The organism is Staphylococcus haemolyticus, from assembly GCF_006094395.1.
GTDB classification, from domain to species: Bacteria; Bacillota; Bacilli; order Staphylococcales; family Staphylococcaceae; genus Staphylococcus; species Staphylococcus haemolyticus.
In genome coordinates this window covers 1175908-1192047 of the sequence record NZ_CP035291.1, presented here as the reverse complement: position 1 = coordinate 1192047, position 16140 = coordinate 1175908, and the positions used below count along the sequence as shown (strand labels likewise).

General features: G+C 32.3%; 12 protein-coding genes. 2 read left to right on the top strand and 10 right to left on the bottom strand.

The genetic code is table 11. From position 1 onward, the window contains the following. Positions 1-89 precede the first annotated feature (89 nt). The 4 genes from pnpS to EQ029_RS05735 form a co-directional block, all read right to left on the bottom strand. Entirely contained in the window at positions 90-1787 is a 1698-nt protein-coding gene (gene pnpS, locus EQ029_RS05750) for a two-component system histidine kinase PnpS (protein ID WP_011275532.1), read from the bottom strand. Beyond that, positions 1787-2497 (bottom strand): response regulator transcription factor, encoded by a 711-nt coding sequence (locus tag EQ029_RS05745; RefSeq protein ID WP_011275531.1) that lies wholly within the window; start codon positions 2495-2497, stop codon positions 1787-1789. Before EQ029_RS05745 ends, pnpS begins: the two co-directional genes overlap by 1 nt. A 369-nt stretch (positions 2498-2866) precedes the next feature. Continuing rightward, entirely contained in the window at positions 2867-4135 is a 1269-nt protein-coding gene (icd, locus tag EQ029_RS05740) for an NADP-dependent isocitrate dehydrogenase (RefSeq protein WP_016930833.1), read from the bottom strand. A gap of 43 nt (positions 4136-4178) precedes the next feature. Further along, positions 4179-5297, bottom strand: coding sequence for a citrate synthase (locus EQ029_RS05735; RefSeq protein WP_057504827.1), 1119 nt, complete (start codon positions 5295-5297; stop codon positions 4179-4181). Between the two features lie 349 nt (positions 5298-5646). Here EQ029_RS05735 and EQ029_RS05730 point away from each other — a divergent pair, with 349 nt between their 5' ends. Together EQ029_RS05730 and EQ029_RS05725 are read left to right on the top strand one after the other, a co-directional pair. Continuing rightward, complete coding sequence (locus EQ029_RS05730; protein WP_011275528.1) at positions 5647-7005, top strand: amino acid permease; 1359 nt, start codon at positions 5647-5649, stop codon at positions 7003-7005. 186 nt (positions 7006-7191) lie between these two features. Continuing rightward, positions 7192-8508 (top strand): ISL3 family transposase, encoded by a 1317-nt coding sequence (locus EQ029_RS05725; protein ID WP_011275929.1) that lies wholly within the window; start codon positions 7192-7194, stop codon positions 8506-8508. Between the two features lie 111 nt (positions 8509-8619). On the opposite strand, the gene EQ029_RS05720 is transcribed toward EQ029_RS05725, so the two are convergent. The 6 genes from EQ029_RS05720 to ystJ all read right to left on the bottom strand — a co-directional run bounded on the left by EQ029_RS05720 (position 8620) and on the right by ystJ (position 16083). Beyond that, positions 8620-9597 carry a tRNA dihydrouridine synthase gene (locus EQ029_RS05720; protein ID WP_011275527.1) on the bottom strand — a complete coding sequence of 326 codons (978 nt, stop codon included), beginning with the start codon at positions 9595-9597 and terminating at the stop codon, positions 8620-8622. Between the two features lie 289 nt (positions 9598-9886). After that, positions 9887-11647, bottom strand: a complete 1761-nt coding sequence (pyk, locus tag EQ029_RS05715; RefSeq protein ID WP_016930832.1) for a pyruvate kinase — start codon at positions 11645-11647, stop codon at positions 9887-9889. A gap of 18 nt (positions 11648-11665) precedes the next feature. Further along, the gene (gene pfkA, locus EQ029_RS05710; protein WP_057504841.1) at positions 11666-12634 is read right to left on the bottom strand and encodes a 6-phosphofructokinase; all 969 of its coding nucleotides are present in this window, start codon (positions 12632-12634) and stop codon (positions 11666-11668) included. A gap of 286 nt (positions 12635-12920) precedes the next feature. Then, a complete protein-coding gene (locus EQ029_RS05705; RefSeq protein WP_011275524.1) occupies positions 12921-13868 on the bottom strand; it encodes an acetyl-CoA carboxylase carboxyltransferase subunit alpha in 948 nt (315 codons plus the stop codon). Further along, positions 13861-14727 (bottom strand): acetyl-CoA carboxylase, carboxyltransferase subunit beta, encoded by an 867-nt coding sequence (gene accD, locus EQ029_RS05700; RefSeq protein WP_011275523.1) that lies wholly within the window; start codon positions 14725-14727, stop codon positions 13861-13863. The genes EQ029_RS05705 and accD overlap by 8 nt, the downstream gene beginning before the upstream one ends. Before the next feature lie 126 nt (positions 14728-14853). Beyond that, complete coding sequence (ystJ, locus tag EQ029_RS05695) at positions 14854-16083, bottom strand: NADP-dependent malic enzyme (RefSeq protein ID WP_016930830.1); 1230 nt, start codon at positions 16081-16083, stop codon at positions 14854-14856. Between the last annotated feature and the right edge of the window lie 57 nt (positions 16084-16140).

Sequence of the window (16140 nt, the reverse complement as noted above, 5' to 3'; positions counted from 1 at the left end):
ACGAAAGGCCTTAAAATAATTGTATTAATTACTAATCAAAATAAAAGTTCTTGTACCGCGATATTATAGTCATTCTTTATTGAACGATATCATTCTTTTTCATCTAAAAATGAAACTTTAAATAGCGAGCCCTCACCAATATTGCTTTCGACATTAATCGTTCCATGGTGTGCCTCCACTATATGTTTTGTTATAGATAAACCTAAACCTGTACCACCTGAATCTCTACTTCTTGCTTTATCCACCCGATAAAATCTTTCAAAAATATGCTTTTGATCACTTTTATCTATTCCAATACCAAAGTCTTGTATTTCTAAATTTACTTCATGTCCTTCTCTATACACTCTTACAATAACCTCATTATTCTCAAGTGAATAATTAATTGCATTTGATAGTAAATTAGTAATGACTTGTGCAATTTTGTTTTCATGTGCTTCTATAATGACATCTTTTTCTATTTCGGATACTATTTTAATATCTTTATATCTTGCCTGGTTTTGTAAGTTATCAATAGTTGTGTAAGCAAGCTCTGATAAATTCATAAATGCTGTTTCTATCTCTGTTTGTTGTTCGATATGTGATAAATCCAATAAATCCATAACGAGTGACTCAATACGATTAGATTCTTTTAAAATAATATTTAAGAACATATCAAGTGATTCTTCATCGTTTTTCGCACCTTCTATGAGTGTTTCAGCGAAGCCTTTAATAGATGTAATAGGTGTTTTAAGCTCATGAGATACATTTGCAACAAACTCCCGACGCAAGTTTTCCAATTTTTTCAAATTTGTAATGTCATGCATTACTACAACCATACCTTGTAACTTTTTCTTAGATTTACTTAGTATTGGAACACATGACAAATCGAAATATTTATGATGAACATTATTTAATAAAATTTCTATCTGATCATATAGTGGCTTTTCAGTTTTGAAACTTTCTAGAATTAATTGTTGAATTTTAGGATCTAAATATGATGTATAGTTTTTATTTTCAACCTTACCGTTTGGCCTAAACAACTCATAGTATGCATGATTGGCCACAACAATTTCACCATGTTTGTCAATCATTAATACTGAACTTGGTATATTTTCTAATGTTGTTTTTAATCGATTTGATTGCATTTTTTGTTTATTATTAAGCTTTTGTAACCGTCTTGCAAGATCGTTAGTCGTGACAAATAGCGCTTTTGTCTCCTTAACATTGCTTTCAGGTACTCTAACATGATAGTATCCATCAGCAATTAACGAGGTAGCATAAGTCACTTCATTAATCGGTCTAATATATGTACGATTGATACTTCTAACAGCTAAATAAATCGCTAAAAGAACAATAATTCCTATTAAAGATAAATACTTCCACATACTCTTCTGTAATTCAAGAATCTCAGTATTCATCCCACTTATGTATATCGTTTTGTCATTGACAGTTGTTTTAAATGTATATCTAACCTGACCATTTTCTCTTTTATAAATGATATTTGATGGATTAGCTTCATTATCAATGTTATCATTTATTTTATTTTGGTTACCAGTTTGGTATATCACTTTACCATTTTCAGAAATTCTAACAATTAAATTTTGATTAGCTGAAATATTTTTAATTTCATTATTCTCATTTTGCTTGTTTAATTTCAAAAAATTTTCAGATACATGTTTGAGTTCTGTAACCTGAGCTGTTGATAATATTTGATAAATTGTATGATGAATAATGACGCCTAAACCAATAAAACTGATTATAGTAATTGTGCTTAATAGCAATAATAATCTATGATGAAATTTAAGCATTAAGCTTTAGGTCTCTCTAATTTATAACCGAGTCCACGAACAGTTTTAATTAATTTAGGTTGTTTCGGATTCTCTTCGAGTTTGTCTCTTAAATGACTTATATGAACATCAACAATTCGAGAATCGCCTGCGAATTCATAATTCCATACAGAATTTAACATGTGTTCTCGAGTGATTACTCGCCCTTGTCTTTCTATTAGATACAACAATAGTTCAAATTCTTTAGGAGTGAGTTCTAATAATTCATCATCTTTATATACCTCAAAGAATTCAGGTCTGATTCTAATATTTTCAATCAATATATCCTCATCATCAACATCTGCTTTTTCAATTTCACTAGCAAATTTAGATCTTCTCAAGATAGCTTTAACTCTCGCCACAACTTCTCTAGGAGAAAAAGGTTTTGTCATATAATCATCGGCACCTAATTCTAATCCTAATACACGATCAAACTCATCATCTTTTGCAGTTAACATTAAAATAGGTACTAAATTTTTATCAGAACGTATTGTTTTACATACTTCAATACCATCTTTTTTAGGTAACATTACATCTAAAACGACAAGTTCTGGTTGAATTTCATTCACCTTTTCCAAAGCTTCTTCACCATCGTAAGCTACCTCAACGATGTAACCAGCCGTTTCAAGATTATATTTAAGTAAAGTTACAATTGATTGCTCATCGTCAACCACTAATACTTTTTGTGACATAATGTGCCTCCCTGAATTAATATAACATTTCATTTTCATTATAACGGAAGTTAAAACAAAAATAACATACAACATATTAAATTTACATAATCTTAACAATCATATGATTATTTTCCACATATTGAGTATTAATTTTATTATTTTTAAAAAATTATTAATAAATTATAAACAAAATAAAGTTATTTGTTTTACTTCATAATAAAAAAGCGGAACAGAATTTAATATAAATTCAATGTTCCACTTTTGTTAAAAATTGCTATGATTGAGAATCCTTTAAAACTTGCGCTATTGTGTTAACTAATACATTAGTGCAATGCATCATCAATCTATTAATTCTTTAAAGTTATAATATATTAATGTGTAAATAAATTACTTTAAGTTTTTAATTAACTCATCAGCGAATTCTGAAGTTGATACTTCAGTAGCACCATCCATTAAACGAGCAAAATCATAAGTTACAACTTTAGAAGCAATAGTAGCTTCAATTGCATCAGTAATCTTATCAGCGGCTTCTTGCCAACCTAAATGTTCTAACATTAGAACTGAACTTAATAATTCAGAAGATGGGTTAACTTTGTTTAAACCAGCATATTTAGGTGCAGTACCATGTGTTGCTTCGAAAATAGCGTGTCCTGACTCATAGTTAATGTTTGCACCAGGTGCAATTCCAATTCCGCCCACTTGAGCTGCTAAAGCATCTGAAATATAGTCACCATTTAGATTCATTGTAGCAACTACATCATGTTCTGCTGGACGAGTTAAAATTTGTTGTAAGAAAATGTCAGCGATAGAATCTTTAATAATGATTTTTCCATCTTGTTCAGCTTTTTCTTGAGCTTGATTTGCTGCATCTTTACCATCTTTTTCAACAATTTCATCATATTGTTGCCAAGTAAATACCTTATCAGCAAATTCATTATGAGCTACATCATAGCCCCATTGCTTAAATGCGCCTTCGGTGAATTTCATAATATTACCTTTGTGAACAAGCGTAACAGTTTTACGGTTATTATCGATTGCATACTGAATTGCAGCTCTAACTAAACGTTCAGTACCTTCTTTAGAAACTGGTTTCACACCAATACCTGAAGTTTCTGGGAAGCGAATGTTAGTAGCACCCATTTCATTTTGTAAGAAATCAATAATTTTTTTAACTTCATCAGTACCTTCTTTAAATTCGATACCTGCATAAATATCTTCAGTATTTTCACGGAAGATGACCATATCAACATCTTGTGGACGTTTAACTGGTGAAGGGACACCTTTGAACCAACGAACTGGACGTAAACATGTAAATAGGTCTAATTCTTGACGTAATGCAACATTTAATGAACGAATACCACCACCAATTGGTGTAGTTAATGGTCCCTTAATAGCGATTAAATATTCTTTAATCGTGTCAAGCGTTTCTTGAGGTAACCATTCACCTGTTTCATCAAAAGCTTTTTGACCTGCTAGTACTTCTTTCCATTCAATACGTTTTTCGCCGTTATATGCTTTTTCAACAGCTGCATCAATAACGCGACTCGCTGCTTTCCAAATATCTGGTCCAATACCATCACCAATAATAAAAGGAATAATTGGTTCATTAGGTACATTTAATCCATCGTTAATTCTAGTAATTTTTTCAGCTGACATAATTTTACCTCCAAATATTGTGAAATCTATTAAAGTTTAAAATTTATCTTTCTTCAATTGGTAAATACTTACGATTAGTTTCACCGACGTAATTAGCTCTAGGACGCATTATTCTATTATCACGATATTGTTCTAGAATATGTGCTGTCCAACCAGATGTACGACTTACCGCGAAAATTGGCGTGAATAAATCGTGTGGAATATCCATACTGTGATATACAGTAGCACTAAAGAAATCGACATTAGGAATGAGTCCTTTTTCTTTTTTCATACGTTTCTCAATAGCTATTGAAATATCATATAATTCACTTCTACCAGTTTCAGAAGTGATTTTTCGGCTCATCTCACGTAAATATTTGGCTCTTGGATCTCCGTCTTTGTATACTCTATGACCGAATCCCATGATTTTTTCTTTATTTTTGAATTTTTCATCTAAATAAGCATCAACTTCATCCACTGATTTAACATCAGCAAGCATGCTCATTACTTGTTCATTTGCACCACCATGTAATGGTCCTTTTAATGAACCTACAGCAGCTACAATACCTGAGTACATATCAGATAAAGAAGAAACGGCACAACGTGCAGTAAATGCAGAAGCATTAAGTTCATGGTCAGCATGTAATACTAATGCTTTATTAAATGCTTCAACTTCAGTATCTGTAGGTAATTCCCCTCTCAACATATATAAGAAGTTAGCTGCATAACTTAATTCAGGATTAGGTTTAACTGGTTCTTTACCTTCACGAACACGCGCAAATGCTGTAACTAAAGATGCAATTTTAGCTTGAATACGTATTGCTCTTTCTTTTCTATTTTCTTCTGTTTCATTTTCAGCATCAGGATCAAAATGAGCAATATATGATACAGATGTACGTAGTGCCGTCATAGGGTGTACATTATCAGTTGCGTATTCTTCAAAATGCTTATAAACTCTTGGATTTAAAGTCATATAATGATAAAATTTTTCTCTTAATGCATCTAGTTCACCTTGAGTAGGCAATCTATAATTCCATAATAAAAACACTACTTCTTCGAACAAAGCATTTTCTGCTAAATCATCAATATCGTATCCCGCATACGTTAATTGACTATCAATAATTGAACTGATTTTAGTTTCAGCTGCAATTACCCCTTCTAAACCTTTTTGTAATTCTGCCATAAGTAATTCCCCTTTTCTTATAGATAATGTAATGGCTTCCAAATACTATTATAGCCAATCAGATAAGTTTTGTGAACGATTATATATCGCTTAATAAATGCTTATTAAATTTAATTTTTTAAACTTATATATACTTAAATACCCAATAAACGCCATTATATAAGCTTTTAATCCAATTCAAATTATGTAATTAGTGAGAAAATATTGAAAATTTCAATTTAATTATCAAGCTTGATTACAATTATTTAATCAAAATTTAAAGGAATTTTTAGAAAATATTAGAAAAATAATTGTCGAATTGAATTTATAAGTGCATAATAATATTAATTAAATGTAAGGGAGTTGTCTTATGGCTGAAGAAAAATTACAAAGAGGATTGAGTAATCGTCATGTGCAATTGATTGCTATTGGCGGCGCTATTGGTACCGGATTATTCTTGGGAGCAGGTCAAACAATAGCAATGACTGGTCCATCTATTCTATTGACTTATATTATTATAGGTTTCATGTTGTTCATGTTTATGAGAGGCTTAGGTGAGATTATAATTCAAAATACTCGCTTCAAATCTTTCGCCGATGTGACAAATGAATACATAGGACCGTTTGCTGGTTTTGTGACTGGTTGGACTTATTGGTTATGTTGGATCATTACCGGTATGGCTGAAGTAACTGCCGTTGCTAAATATGTTAGTTTCTGGTTCCCTGCAATTCCAAACTGGATTAGTGCACTATTCTGTGTGCTTATATTAATGCTATTTAATTTGCTTAGTGCTAAATTATTTGGTGAATTAGAATTCTGGTTCGCTATTATTAAAATTATAACTATCATCGCTTTAATCGTTGTAGGTTTAGTCATGATTTTAATGGCATATAAAACACAATTTGGACATGCGAGTTTTACAAATTTATATAAACATGGCATCTTTACTCACGGTGCATCTGGGTTCTTTATGTCATTCCAAATGGCATTGTTCTCATTTGTTGGTATTGAAATGATTGGTGTAACTGCAGGAGAAACTAAAGATCCTCAGAAAACAATTCCAAAAGCTATCAATGCTGTACCGTTAAGAATTTTAGTATTCTACGTTGGTGCATTAGCAGTAATTATGTCTATTATTCCTTGGGATAAAGTTGACCCTAGTGAAAGTCCATTTGTTAGATTATTCTCATTAATTGGAATTCCTTTCGCTGCTGGATTGATCAACTTTGTAGTATTAACTGCTGCAGCATCATCTTGTAATAGTGGTATATTCTCAAATAGTCGTATGTTATTTGGTTTATCAGAACAAGATCAAGCACCACCTATCTTTAGAAGTACTAATAAAAATGGTGTTCCTCATTTTGCTATTATTGGTTCATCTGCATTATTATTAGTAACAGCATTATTAAACTACATCTTCCCAGATGCTACGTTAGTGTTTACTTATGTAACAACAATCTCGACTGTATTATTTATTATCGTATGGGCATTAATTATTATTGCTTATATTAACTATCACAGAAAAAATCCTGAGCTACATAAAACTGTATCTTATAAACTTCCTGGTGGTAAATATATGGGTTACGCAATATTAGTATTCTTCTTCTTAGTATTTTGTTTACTATTTGTAAATGAAACAACTAGAAATGCTATTTTCTTAACTCCAATTTGGTTTATATTACTAGGTTTAATGTATTTGAGATATAGACAAGTTGCTAAGAATAAATAATTTAAAATTCTTACGAGATTATAATAGCCAGTAAATGAATTAACATAAAAATTCAGGTTCTATAATAAATTGGACTGATGACAAAATTCATCAGTCCAATTTTTATGTTTTTGAATAGAAAAAAGGCGCAATTACCTCTATAATTATTAGCTACCAAACAAAATAAAAAAGAAAGGTAATGCGCCTATGTGTAAGTCTATATTAAAAACATTAAGAATTAAAGATAAAAATATCAATTTTTCAGACGAAGTGATTGAGAAAAAATATAAAGGACGAATGAGCCTGTTTTATTATGCCGAGCTCACTTATCAACCTACATATTGTGAAAATTGTTTAGCTAAAAATGATAATTTCTCTATAGTAAAAAATGGTAAGAAAACCTCAACGATTACTTTGCTTAAAATTATGGAAATGCCCGCTTATTTAAATCTTCAAAAACAAAGATTTTATTGTAAAACATGCGATAGTCATTTTACTGCTAAATCTAATATTGTCGACGCTCATTGCTTTATTTCAAATAAAACAAAACTTGCAGTTTTAAATAAAGCACAAGAATGCCGCTCTCAAAAATCTATCGCTAAGTCATGCTTAATATCATCAATGACTGTGTCTAGAGTGATTAATCAAGCGGCAAGCGACGTAGGTCAGTCTTCTTTTGATGCTTTACCTGAACACTTAATGATGGACGAATTTAAAAGTGTTAAAAATGTAACTGGGAAAATGAGCTTTATTTATGCAGATGCTGTATCGCACCGCATCGTAGATGTGGTAGCGGATCGTAAGTTAAAATCGTTAAAAGATCATTTTTATCGCTATTCTTTGAAACTAAGACAAAAAGTCAAAACAGTAACGATTGATATGTATGAACCATATATGTCGCTAATCAAGCAATTATTTCCTAACGCGAAGATTATTATTGATCGTTTTCATATTGTTCAATCCTTAAATCGAGCGTTAAATATGTCTAGAGTTCATGTAATGAATTGTTATAGGGCCTCAAATAGACCGCTTTATAATAAATATAAAAGTTATTGGAAATTATTTCTTAAACCTTTTGAAACGCTAGAGGCATTTAATTATCGTAAAGTCCATTTATTTAAAGAGTGGAAAACTGAAAAAGGCATTGTAAATTACTTATTAGATGTAGATGAAGAATTATATAATACATATCACTACGTTCATGAGCTAAGACGATTTTTAAAAGAAAACCAAATAGAGAAATTTAATCATAAACTCTTTTCTATTCATCTTTCAGATGTGTGTCCTAAATTACGCCCAGTCATTAGAACTTTAAGACGATTAGCAACTTTCATTGAAAATACTATGACATATTCTAACCTGACCAACGGTCCGTTAGAAGGAATTAATAATAAAATCAAACTCATTAAAAGGGTATCTTTTGGTTATAGAAATTATGATAATTTACGTAATAGAATTATTATAACTTCGCGACTATTTGCCTCAACAACAAAAAAAGAGATTAAACAACCTAAGGTTGCTTAATCTCAATATTAGGACTCATCAGTCCGATTTGACATAGAGCCAAAATTCATTTACTGGCTTGTTTTTGTAATAAACCAATTATCTAATAACTATATCTAATGTTTTAGAAAATTAATTTACATCCTCTTCAATTTTAGACTCAAATTCATCTAATAAATCGCGTGCTTCATCAACCGATTCTGTACTCATTAATTGATGACGTAATTGACTAGCTCCTTTAATCCCCTTCACATAAATCTTAAAAAACCTTCTTAATCTTTTGAATTGTTGACTTTCATCACTTGAATATTTCTCAAACAATGATAAATGCAATCTAAACAAATTCAATAGTTCTTTACTAGTATGTTCACGGGGTTCTTTTTCAAAAGCAAACGGATTATTAAAGATCCCTCTACCTATCATCACGCCGTCAACACCATATTTCATCGCAAGTTCATGTCCAGTTTTTCTATCTGGAATATCTCCATTAATCGTTAGTAATGTATTAGGTGCGATATCATCTCTTAATTGTTTAATTGCTGCGATTAATTCCCAATGCGCATCTACTTTACTCATCTCTTTGCGTGTTCGAAGATGTATAGATAAATTTGCGATATCTTGTTTAAAAACGTGTTTTAACCAATCTCTCCACTCTTCAATATCATAATAACCTAAACGGGTTTTAACACTAACAGGTAATCCACCAGCTTTAGTAGCTTGAATAATCTCAGCAGCTGTTTCAGGTCTCAATATTAAACCGGAACCTTTACCTTTTTTTGCAACATTAGCTACTGGACATCCCATATTTAAATCTATACCTTTAAAACCCATTTCAGCTAAACCAAAACTCATTTCTCTAAACTGCTCGGGTTTATCGCCCCATATATGTGCTACCATAGGCTGTTCATCTTCGCTGAATGTTAATCTTCCACGGACGCTATGAATACCTTCCGGATGGCAATAACTCTCAGTGTTTGTAAATTCAGTGAAAAAAACATCAGGTCTAGCAGCCTCACTTACAACATGTCGAAAAACGATATCAGTAACGTCCTCCATAGGTGCTAAAATAAAAAAAGGACGTGGTAATTCACTCCAAAAATTTTCTTTCATAATAATTAAACCTTCTTATAATAGTATATCTCAATTAATCCATGTTATATTACCACAAATTATAACCTTATTCAAAATGAAATTTTATAACTCAATTAACTTTCCTATTTGAAATTCTCATTTAATGAATTTCTTTCTAATGAAATGAAAAAACTGAGAAAAACTCTTCACGAGCTTATTCCCAGTTTAATCAATTATTGCGAATTTGCAATATCGTTTTGAAATATTATCTGTTCTGGATCTCTTTTCTTACTAAGTTAGCCATCATTCTTAATAATAATTTAATGAATTAAAGTACGTTAGCGTACCCTTCAAATATTTTACCTTGGGCAGCATCTACTGTTACTAAAATACCATCTTTTAATTCTTTAGTAGCATTTTCAACACCTATAATGGTTGGAATACTTTTTTCAAGTCCAATAATCGCACTTGGTGATGTGATACCATTCTCTTCTGTAATTAATCCAACTGCTTGCTCAATATAAGGCACTAATGTCTCATCTACAGAATTAGTGACAATAACTGATTCACTTAAGTCTACACCTTCTAAATCACTAGCACTGTTAGCTACTACAGTTTTACCAACTACTGATCCACGACCGACACCTTGTCCTTTTGCAATTTCATCTCCAACTAAATGTAATTTCATCATATTAGTTGTACCTTTTTCACCAGTAGGTACACCGGCAGTAATAATAATTAAATCACCATTAGTAACTCTTCCAGTTTCTACTGCTGTAGCAACTGCATTATTTAATAGGTCATCAGTAGTTTTACGCCCTTTTTTAATTACAGGATAGGCACCCCAAACTAAAGCAAGTTGACGTGCAGTGTGCTCGCTAGGAGTAACCGCAATAATATCAGAATGTGGACGATATTTTGAAATCGTTACAGCTGTAGAACCACTTTCAGTTGCCGCAACAATCGCTTTAACATTTAAGTTTAATGCAGTATGTGCAACTGATACACCAATAGCGTTAACTAATGAAGTTTCTACTAATTTAGTACGGTCTGATAATAATTTTTTGTAATCTTGAGCAGCTTCAGCAGAAACAGCAATATTTCTCATTGTTTTAACAGCTTCTTCAGGATATAAACCTGCAGCGGTTTCACCTGAAAGCATCACAGCGTCAGTACCATCATAGATTGCATTGGCAACGTCACTTGCTTCTGCTCTAGTTGCACGTGGATTACGTTGCATTGAATCTAACATTTGTGTTGCAGTAATAACTGGTTTACCTAATTTATTACATTTTCTAATTAAATCTTTTTGTACGATTGGTACTGATTCAGGTGGTATTTCAACTCCCATGTCACCACGAGCTACCATTAAACCGTCAGATACTTCTAATATTTCTTCGATATTATCAATACCTTCTTGGTTTTCAATTTTAGGGAAAATAGTAATGTTATGATTATTTTCTCTTTCTAAAATTTCACGAATATCTAAAACATCACTAGGACGACGTACAAAGCTTGCTGCGATATAATCAACATCTTCTTTGATACCAAATAAGATATCGTCAGCATCTTTATCAGTAATACCAGGTAAATTAACTTTTACGCCAGGTAAGTTAACACCTTTTTTATTTTTTAATTCACCAGTGTTTAAGATATCACATTTAACTTCGCCTTTAGTTTTATCGATGTCTTTAACTTGTAATTCAACTAAACCATCATCAAGTAAGATGTATGACCCTACTTGCACATCATTAATTAAGTCTTCATAAGTTACTGAGAATTTTTCAGGTGTACCTTCAATTTGTGACATACTTACGATTACTTCTTTGCCTTTTTCAAGCATAATTAAGCCATCTTTCATGTCATGAGTACGAATTTCAGGTCCTTTTGTATCTAATAAGATACCTATTGTTTTACCTAATCTGTCTGCTACTTTACGAATCGTATCAATACGTGCTTTATGTTCTTCATGACTACCATGAGAGAAGTTCAAACGCGCTACGTTCATACCAGCTTTCATTAATTTTTCTAACATTTCTTCAGACTCTGATGCAGGTCCAATTGTACATACAATTTTAGTCTTTCTCATTTTAAAAAGCCTCCTAAATTAAATAGATAACTCTTTCGCTAATTCATAAATATCTGTATTAAATTTATGGTCGTTGCCATTGAAGATTTCATCAAATGGTGTAGCAGTCAATTTATTATTCATGATACCAACACCTTGTCCAGAACGACCTTGCATTAATAGTTCAACAGCATAACCACCTAAACGTGATGCTAATACTCTATCGGCACCTGATGGGCTACCGCCACGTTGAATGTGACCTAATACAGATACACGTGCATCAACATTAATATATTTCATCAATTGATCCGCACATTCTTGACCACTCATACTTCCTTCAGCTACCATCACGATTGAGTGTTTCTTACCACGCTTGATACCACTTTCTATCTTTTCAGCGATATCTTTAATGTCTGTATTAGCTTCTGGAACTAATATTGTTTCAGCACCTACTGATAATCCAGCCCAAAGTGCTAAATCACCACAATCACGACCCATAACTTCTACAATAAAAGTTCTAGCATGACTTGAAGCAGTGTCTCTAATCTTGTCTACACTATCAATAATCGTGTTCAACGCTGTGTCAAACCCAATAGTGAAGTCAGTACCATTAATATCATTATCAATAGTACCTGGAATTCCTATTGTTTTGATATCTTTCGTTTCTTCACTAATACGTTGGGCACCTCGGTAACTACCATCTCCCCCAACTACTACTAGTCCCTCAATACCACGTTTGTGTAAATTCTCTAAACCTTTTTGTCTTACACTCGCCTCTTTGAATTGTGGACATCTTGCAGAGTAAAGGAAAGTTCCTCCACGTTGAATTGTATCCCCTACTGAACCCAATTCAAGTTTATGAATATTGTCATCAAGTAATCCTTGATAACCTTGATAAATTCCATAAACTTCAATGTTGTTATAAATCGCCTTACGCACAACTGCTCTAACAGCAGCATTCATGCCTGGTGAATCTCCACCACTAGTTAAAACCGCAATTTTCTTCATGACGACATTCCCTTTCCTAACTAGATTTCTCTTTAATAATAAATTACCACAATTTTTTTTAGTGTTCCATCAATATAGGTGCACAAAAATCATGTAAACGTTTTATAATCAATATTTCTTTTCGAAATAAAAAAAGGGTGAACAATATTCAACAAGAATCAATTGTTTCACCCCTATAAGGAAAACTACAGCTAGAAAAATACAATAAAGGTTCCTTCACAACTTAATTTGCAACTGTGTTTTTCAAAGTAGTTTTAAATATTAATTTGTATGTGTCACATTCAAGCTATTTTTCAATAAAAGCACCGATATTTCTAAACTTATTAAATCTATCTTCAACTAATTCATCTGCACTTTGTTGTTGAAGTTGTTCTAATTGATCTACGAATGCTTGCTTAATATCAATAGCTTGTTGTTCTATATTATTGTGTGCTCCACCTAAAGGTTCGTCAATCACACTATCAATAACGTTTAAATGATGTAAATCTTTTGCAGTAATTTTCATAGTTTCGGCAGCCATTTTTGCTAATGAGCTATCTTTCCATAACAGTGCCGCTGCTCCCTCTGGAGAAATAACAGAATAAGTACTGTTTTCAAGCATCATAATTCGATTGGCTATACCAATTCCTAGTGCACCACCACTACCACCTTCACCGATAACGATAGCTATCACTGGCACTTTTAGAGATGCCATCTCAACTAAGTTTCTAGCAATAGATTCACTTTGTCCACGTTCTTCGGCAGCTTTACCTGGATAAGCACCTTTAGTATCAATGAAAGTAAAAATAGGTCTATTAAATTTCTCGGCTTGTTTCATTAATCTTAACGCTTTACGATAACCTTCAGGATGCGCCATACCAAAGTTTCGATATATATTATCCTTAGTATCTTTACCTCTTTGTTGGCCTATAACTGTAACAGGGGTACCGTTTAAATACCCAATTCCACCAATCATTGCAGGGTCATCTCTAAAATTACGATCTCCATGTAATTCAATAAATGAATCGAAGATATATGGAATATAGTCTAATGTCGTAGGTCGTTCTTGAAGACGTGCAATTTGCACTCTATCCCAAGGCTTAAGATTGGTATATATTTTTTTGGTTTCTCTTTCAAGTGATGCTTCAAGTAAATCAATTTCATCTTGTAAATCTACATCATTTTTTTCTTGAGATTGCTTAAGAGATTCAATTTTATTTTTTATTTCAAAAAGTGGTTTTTCAAAATCAAGCATCTTTTTTCACCTCTTGGTGCAATTTTAATAATTGAGCAAGTGTTTCTTTCATCTCTTTACGGTGAACAACTTTATCAAGTTGACCATGCTCAAGAAGAAATTCTGCAGTTTGGAAATCATCTGGAAGTTTCTCATTAATAGTTTGCTCAATAACACGTCGACCAGCAAATCCAATTAAGGCTTTAGGTTCACTTAAATTGATATCCCCAACAGAAGCAAAACTAGCAGAAACACCACCAGTTGTTGGATGCGTAAGATAAGAAATATAAAGTAGTCCGGCATCTGAGTGACGTTTCAGTGAAACACTGGTTTTACCCATTTGCATCAATGAAATAATACCCTCTTGCATCCTAGCACCACCACTTGCAGAAAATAATATGAATGGTAGTCTATGTTCTGTTGCATAATCAATAATTCGACATATTTTCTCACCAACAACTGAACCCATACTTCCCATTCTAAATCTAGCATCCATAACAGCTACACCAAATTGAACACCATCTAGTTTGGCAGTACCGGTTACAACCGCTTCGCTTAAATCAGTTTTTTGTTGGTCTTTTTCAATTTTTTCTTGATAACCAGGAAAGTCTAAAGGGTTTGCTGATGTCATTCCCTTATCAAATTCAACGAAACTATTTTCATCAGTGATTGCTTCAATTCTCTTATATGCAGGTAATGCAATATGGTGATCACAGTTAAAACATACATTTAAATTCTCATTTAATTCTTTTGTATACATTATTTTTTTGCATTTTGGACATTTAGTCATAATACCTGCTGGTACTTCATTTTGTTTCGAATCTTGAACTGTTAAATATTTTCGTTTTTTACTACTACGATTAAAAAAGTCTTTAAACATTCGTAAACCTCCACCTAACCATACAACCTTAATTTATTACATCTCAATTTAATATATGATCGAACATAAAATATGAGTTAGAAATAATACATGTCTTTGTTTTTTTAAAATTGTTGCAATTCTAGGTTATTTCAAGTCTGTTAATTGCATTGTTTTATCATAAACTTTTTGAGGATCCACTTCAATTCTTGCCACGCCAGTTTCCATTGCTGCTTTTGCAACTTCACGTGCAACTGAAGGAGCTACCCTTTTATCGAAAGGACCAGGAATACAATAATCCGGATTCAACTCATCTTCATCTATAAGATTAGCAATCGCTTCAACCGCCGCTTTCTTCATATCTTCATTTATGTGTGTTGATTCAGTGTCTAATGCACCTCTAAAAATACCTGGGAACGCAAGTACATTATTAATTTGGTTTGGAAAATCTGAACGACCTGTTCCTACAACTTTAGCGCCTGCTTCTTTAGCATCATTGGGCTTGATTTCTGGATCTGGGTTAGCCATTGCAAAGATGATTGCATCATCCGCCATTGATTTAACCATGTCTTGTGATAGTAAGCTAGCAACTGAAACACCTATAAATACATCAGCATTTTTAATTACATCTTGTAATGAACCTTCAATTTTATCTTTGTTAGTGAATTTAGCTACATAATCCTTAGTGTCATTCATACCATAAGATCGACCTTCAAAAATAGCACCTCTTGAATCGCACATTATCATATTTCTGACACCATAAGAATCTAATAATTTAACAATTGCAATACCTGCTGCACCTGCACCATTTAACACAACTTTAATATCAGATAAATCTTTATCGACAATTCTTAGTGCATTGATTAAACCAGCCATAGTAACAATCGCTGTACCATGTTGATCATCATGGAAGACTGGAATATTAGTTTCTTTTTTAAGACGATCTTCTATTTCAAAACATCTTGGCGCTGAAATATCTTCTAGATTAATTCCTCCATAATTAGGTGAAATTAATTTAACTGTTCTAATAATTTCTTCTGTATCTTTAGTATCTAAAGCGATAGGTACACCGTTTATACCTGCAAAACTTTTAAAAAGAACAGCTTTACCTTCCATAACAGGAATACTAGCTGAGGCACCAATATTACCTAAACCTAAAACTGCAGTGCCATCAGTAACAACAGCCACAGTATTTCTTTTAATCGTGTAATCATATACAGTTCTTGGATCTTCATGTATTTCTTTACACGGTTCTGCTACGCCTGGTGAATAAGCTAAACTTAATTCTTCTTTATTAGTAACTTTGATATTAGGTGTAATTTCCAACTTACCTTGATTTTCTTTATGCATTTGTAATGCATCATCTCTTAAAGACATTAAATCAACCCCTGTTTATTTACTAAAATATCGAAAGTTCATCAGTATAATGAATAT

Coding starts and splice junctions, on each gene's coding strand:
- pnpS (WP_011275532.1), bottom strand. CDS start 1,787: ATGCTTAAATTTCATCATAGATTATTATTGCTATTAAGCACAATTACT.
- EQ029_RS05745 (WP_011275531.1), bottom strand. CDS start 2,497: ATGTCACAAAAAGTATTAGTGGTTGACGATGAGCAATCAATTGTAACT.
- icd (WP_016930833.1), bottom strand. CDS start 4,135: ATGTCAGCTGAAAAAATTACTAGAATTAACGATGGATTAAATGTACCT.
- EQ029_RS05735 (WP_057504827.1), bottom strand. CDS start 5,297: ATGGCAGAATTACAAAAAGGTTTAGAAGGGGTAATTGCAGCTGAAACT.
- EQ029_RS05730 (WP_011275528.1), top strand. CDS start 5,647: ATGGCTGAAGAAAAATTACAAAGAGGATTGAGTAATCGTCATGTGCAA.
- EQ029_RS05725 (WP_011275929.1), top strand. CDS start 7,192: ATGTGTAAGTCTATATTAAAAACATTAAGAATTAAAGATAAAAATATC.
- EQ029_RS05720 (WP_011275527.1), bottom strand. CDS start 9,597: ATGAAAGAAAATTTTTGGAGTGAATTACCACGTCCTTTTTTTATTTTA.
- pyk (WP_016930832.1), bottom strand. CDS start 11,647: ATGAGAAAGACTAAAATTGTATGTACAATTGGACCTGCATCAGAGTCT.
- pfkA (WP_057504841.1), bottom strand. CDS start 12,634: ATGAAGAAAATTGCGGTTTTAACTAGTGGTGGAGATTCACCAGGCATG.
- EQ029_RS05705 (WP_011275524.1), bottom strand. CDS start 13,868: ATGCTTGATTTTGAAAAACCACTTTTTGAAATAAAAAATAAAATTGAA.
- accD (WP_011275523.1), bottom strand. CDS start 14,727: ATGTTTAAAGACTTTTTTAATCGTAGTAGTAAAAAACGAAAATATTTA.
- ystJ (WP_016930830.1), bottom strand. CDS start 16,083: ATGTCTTTAAGAGATGATGCATTACAAATGCATAAAGAAAATCAAGGT.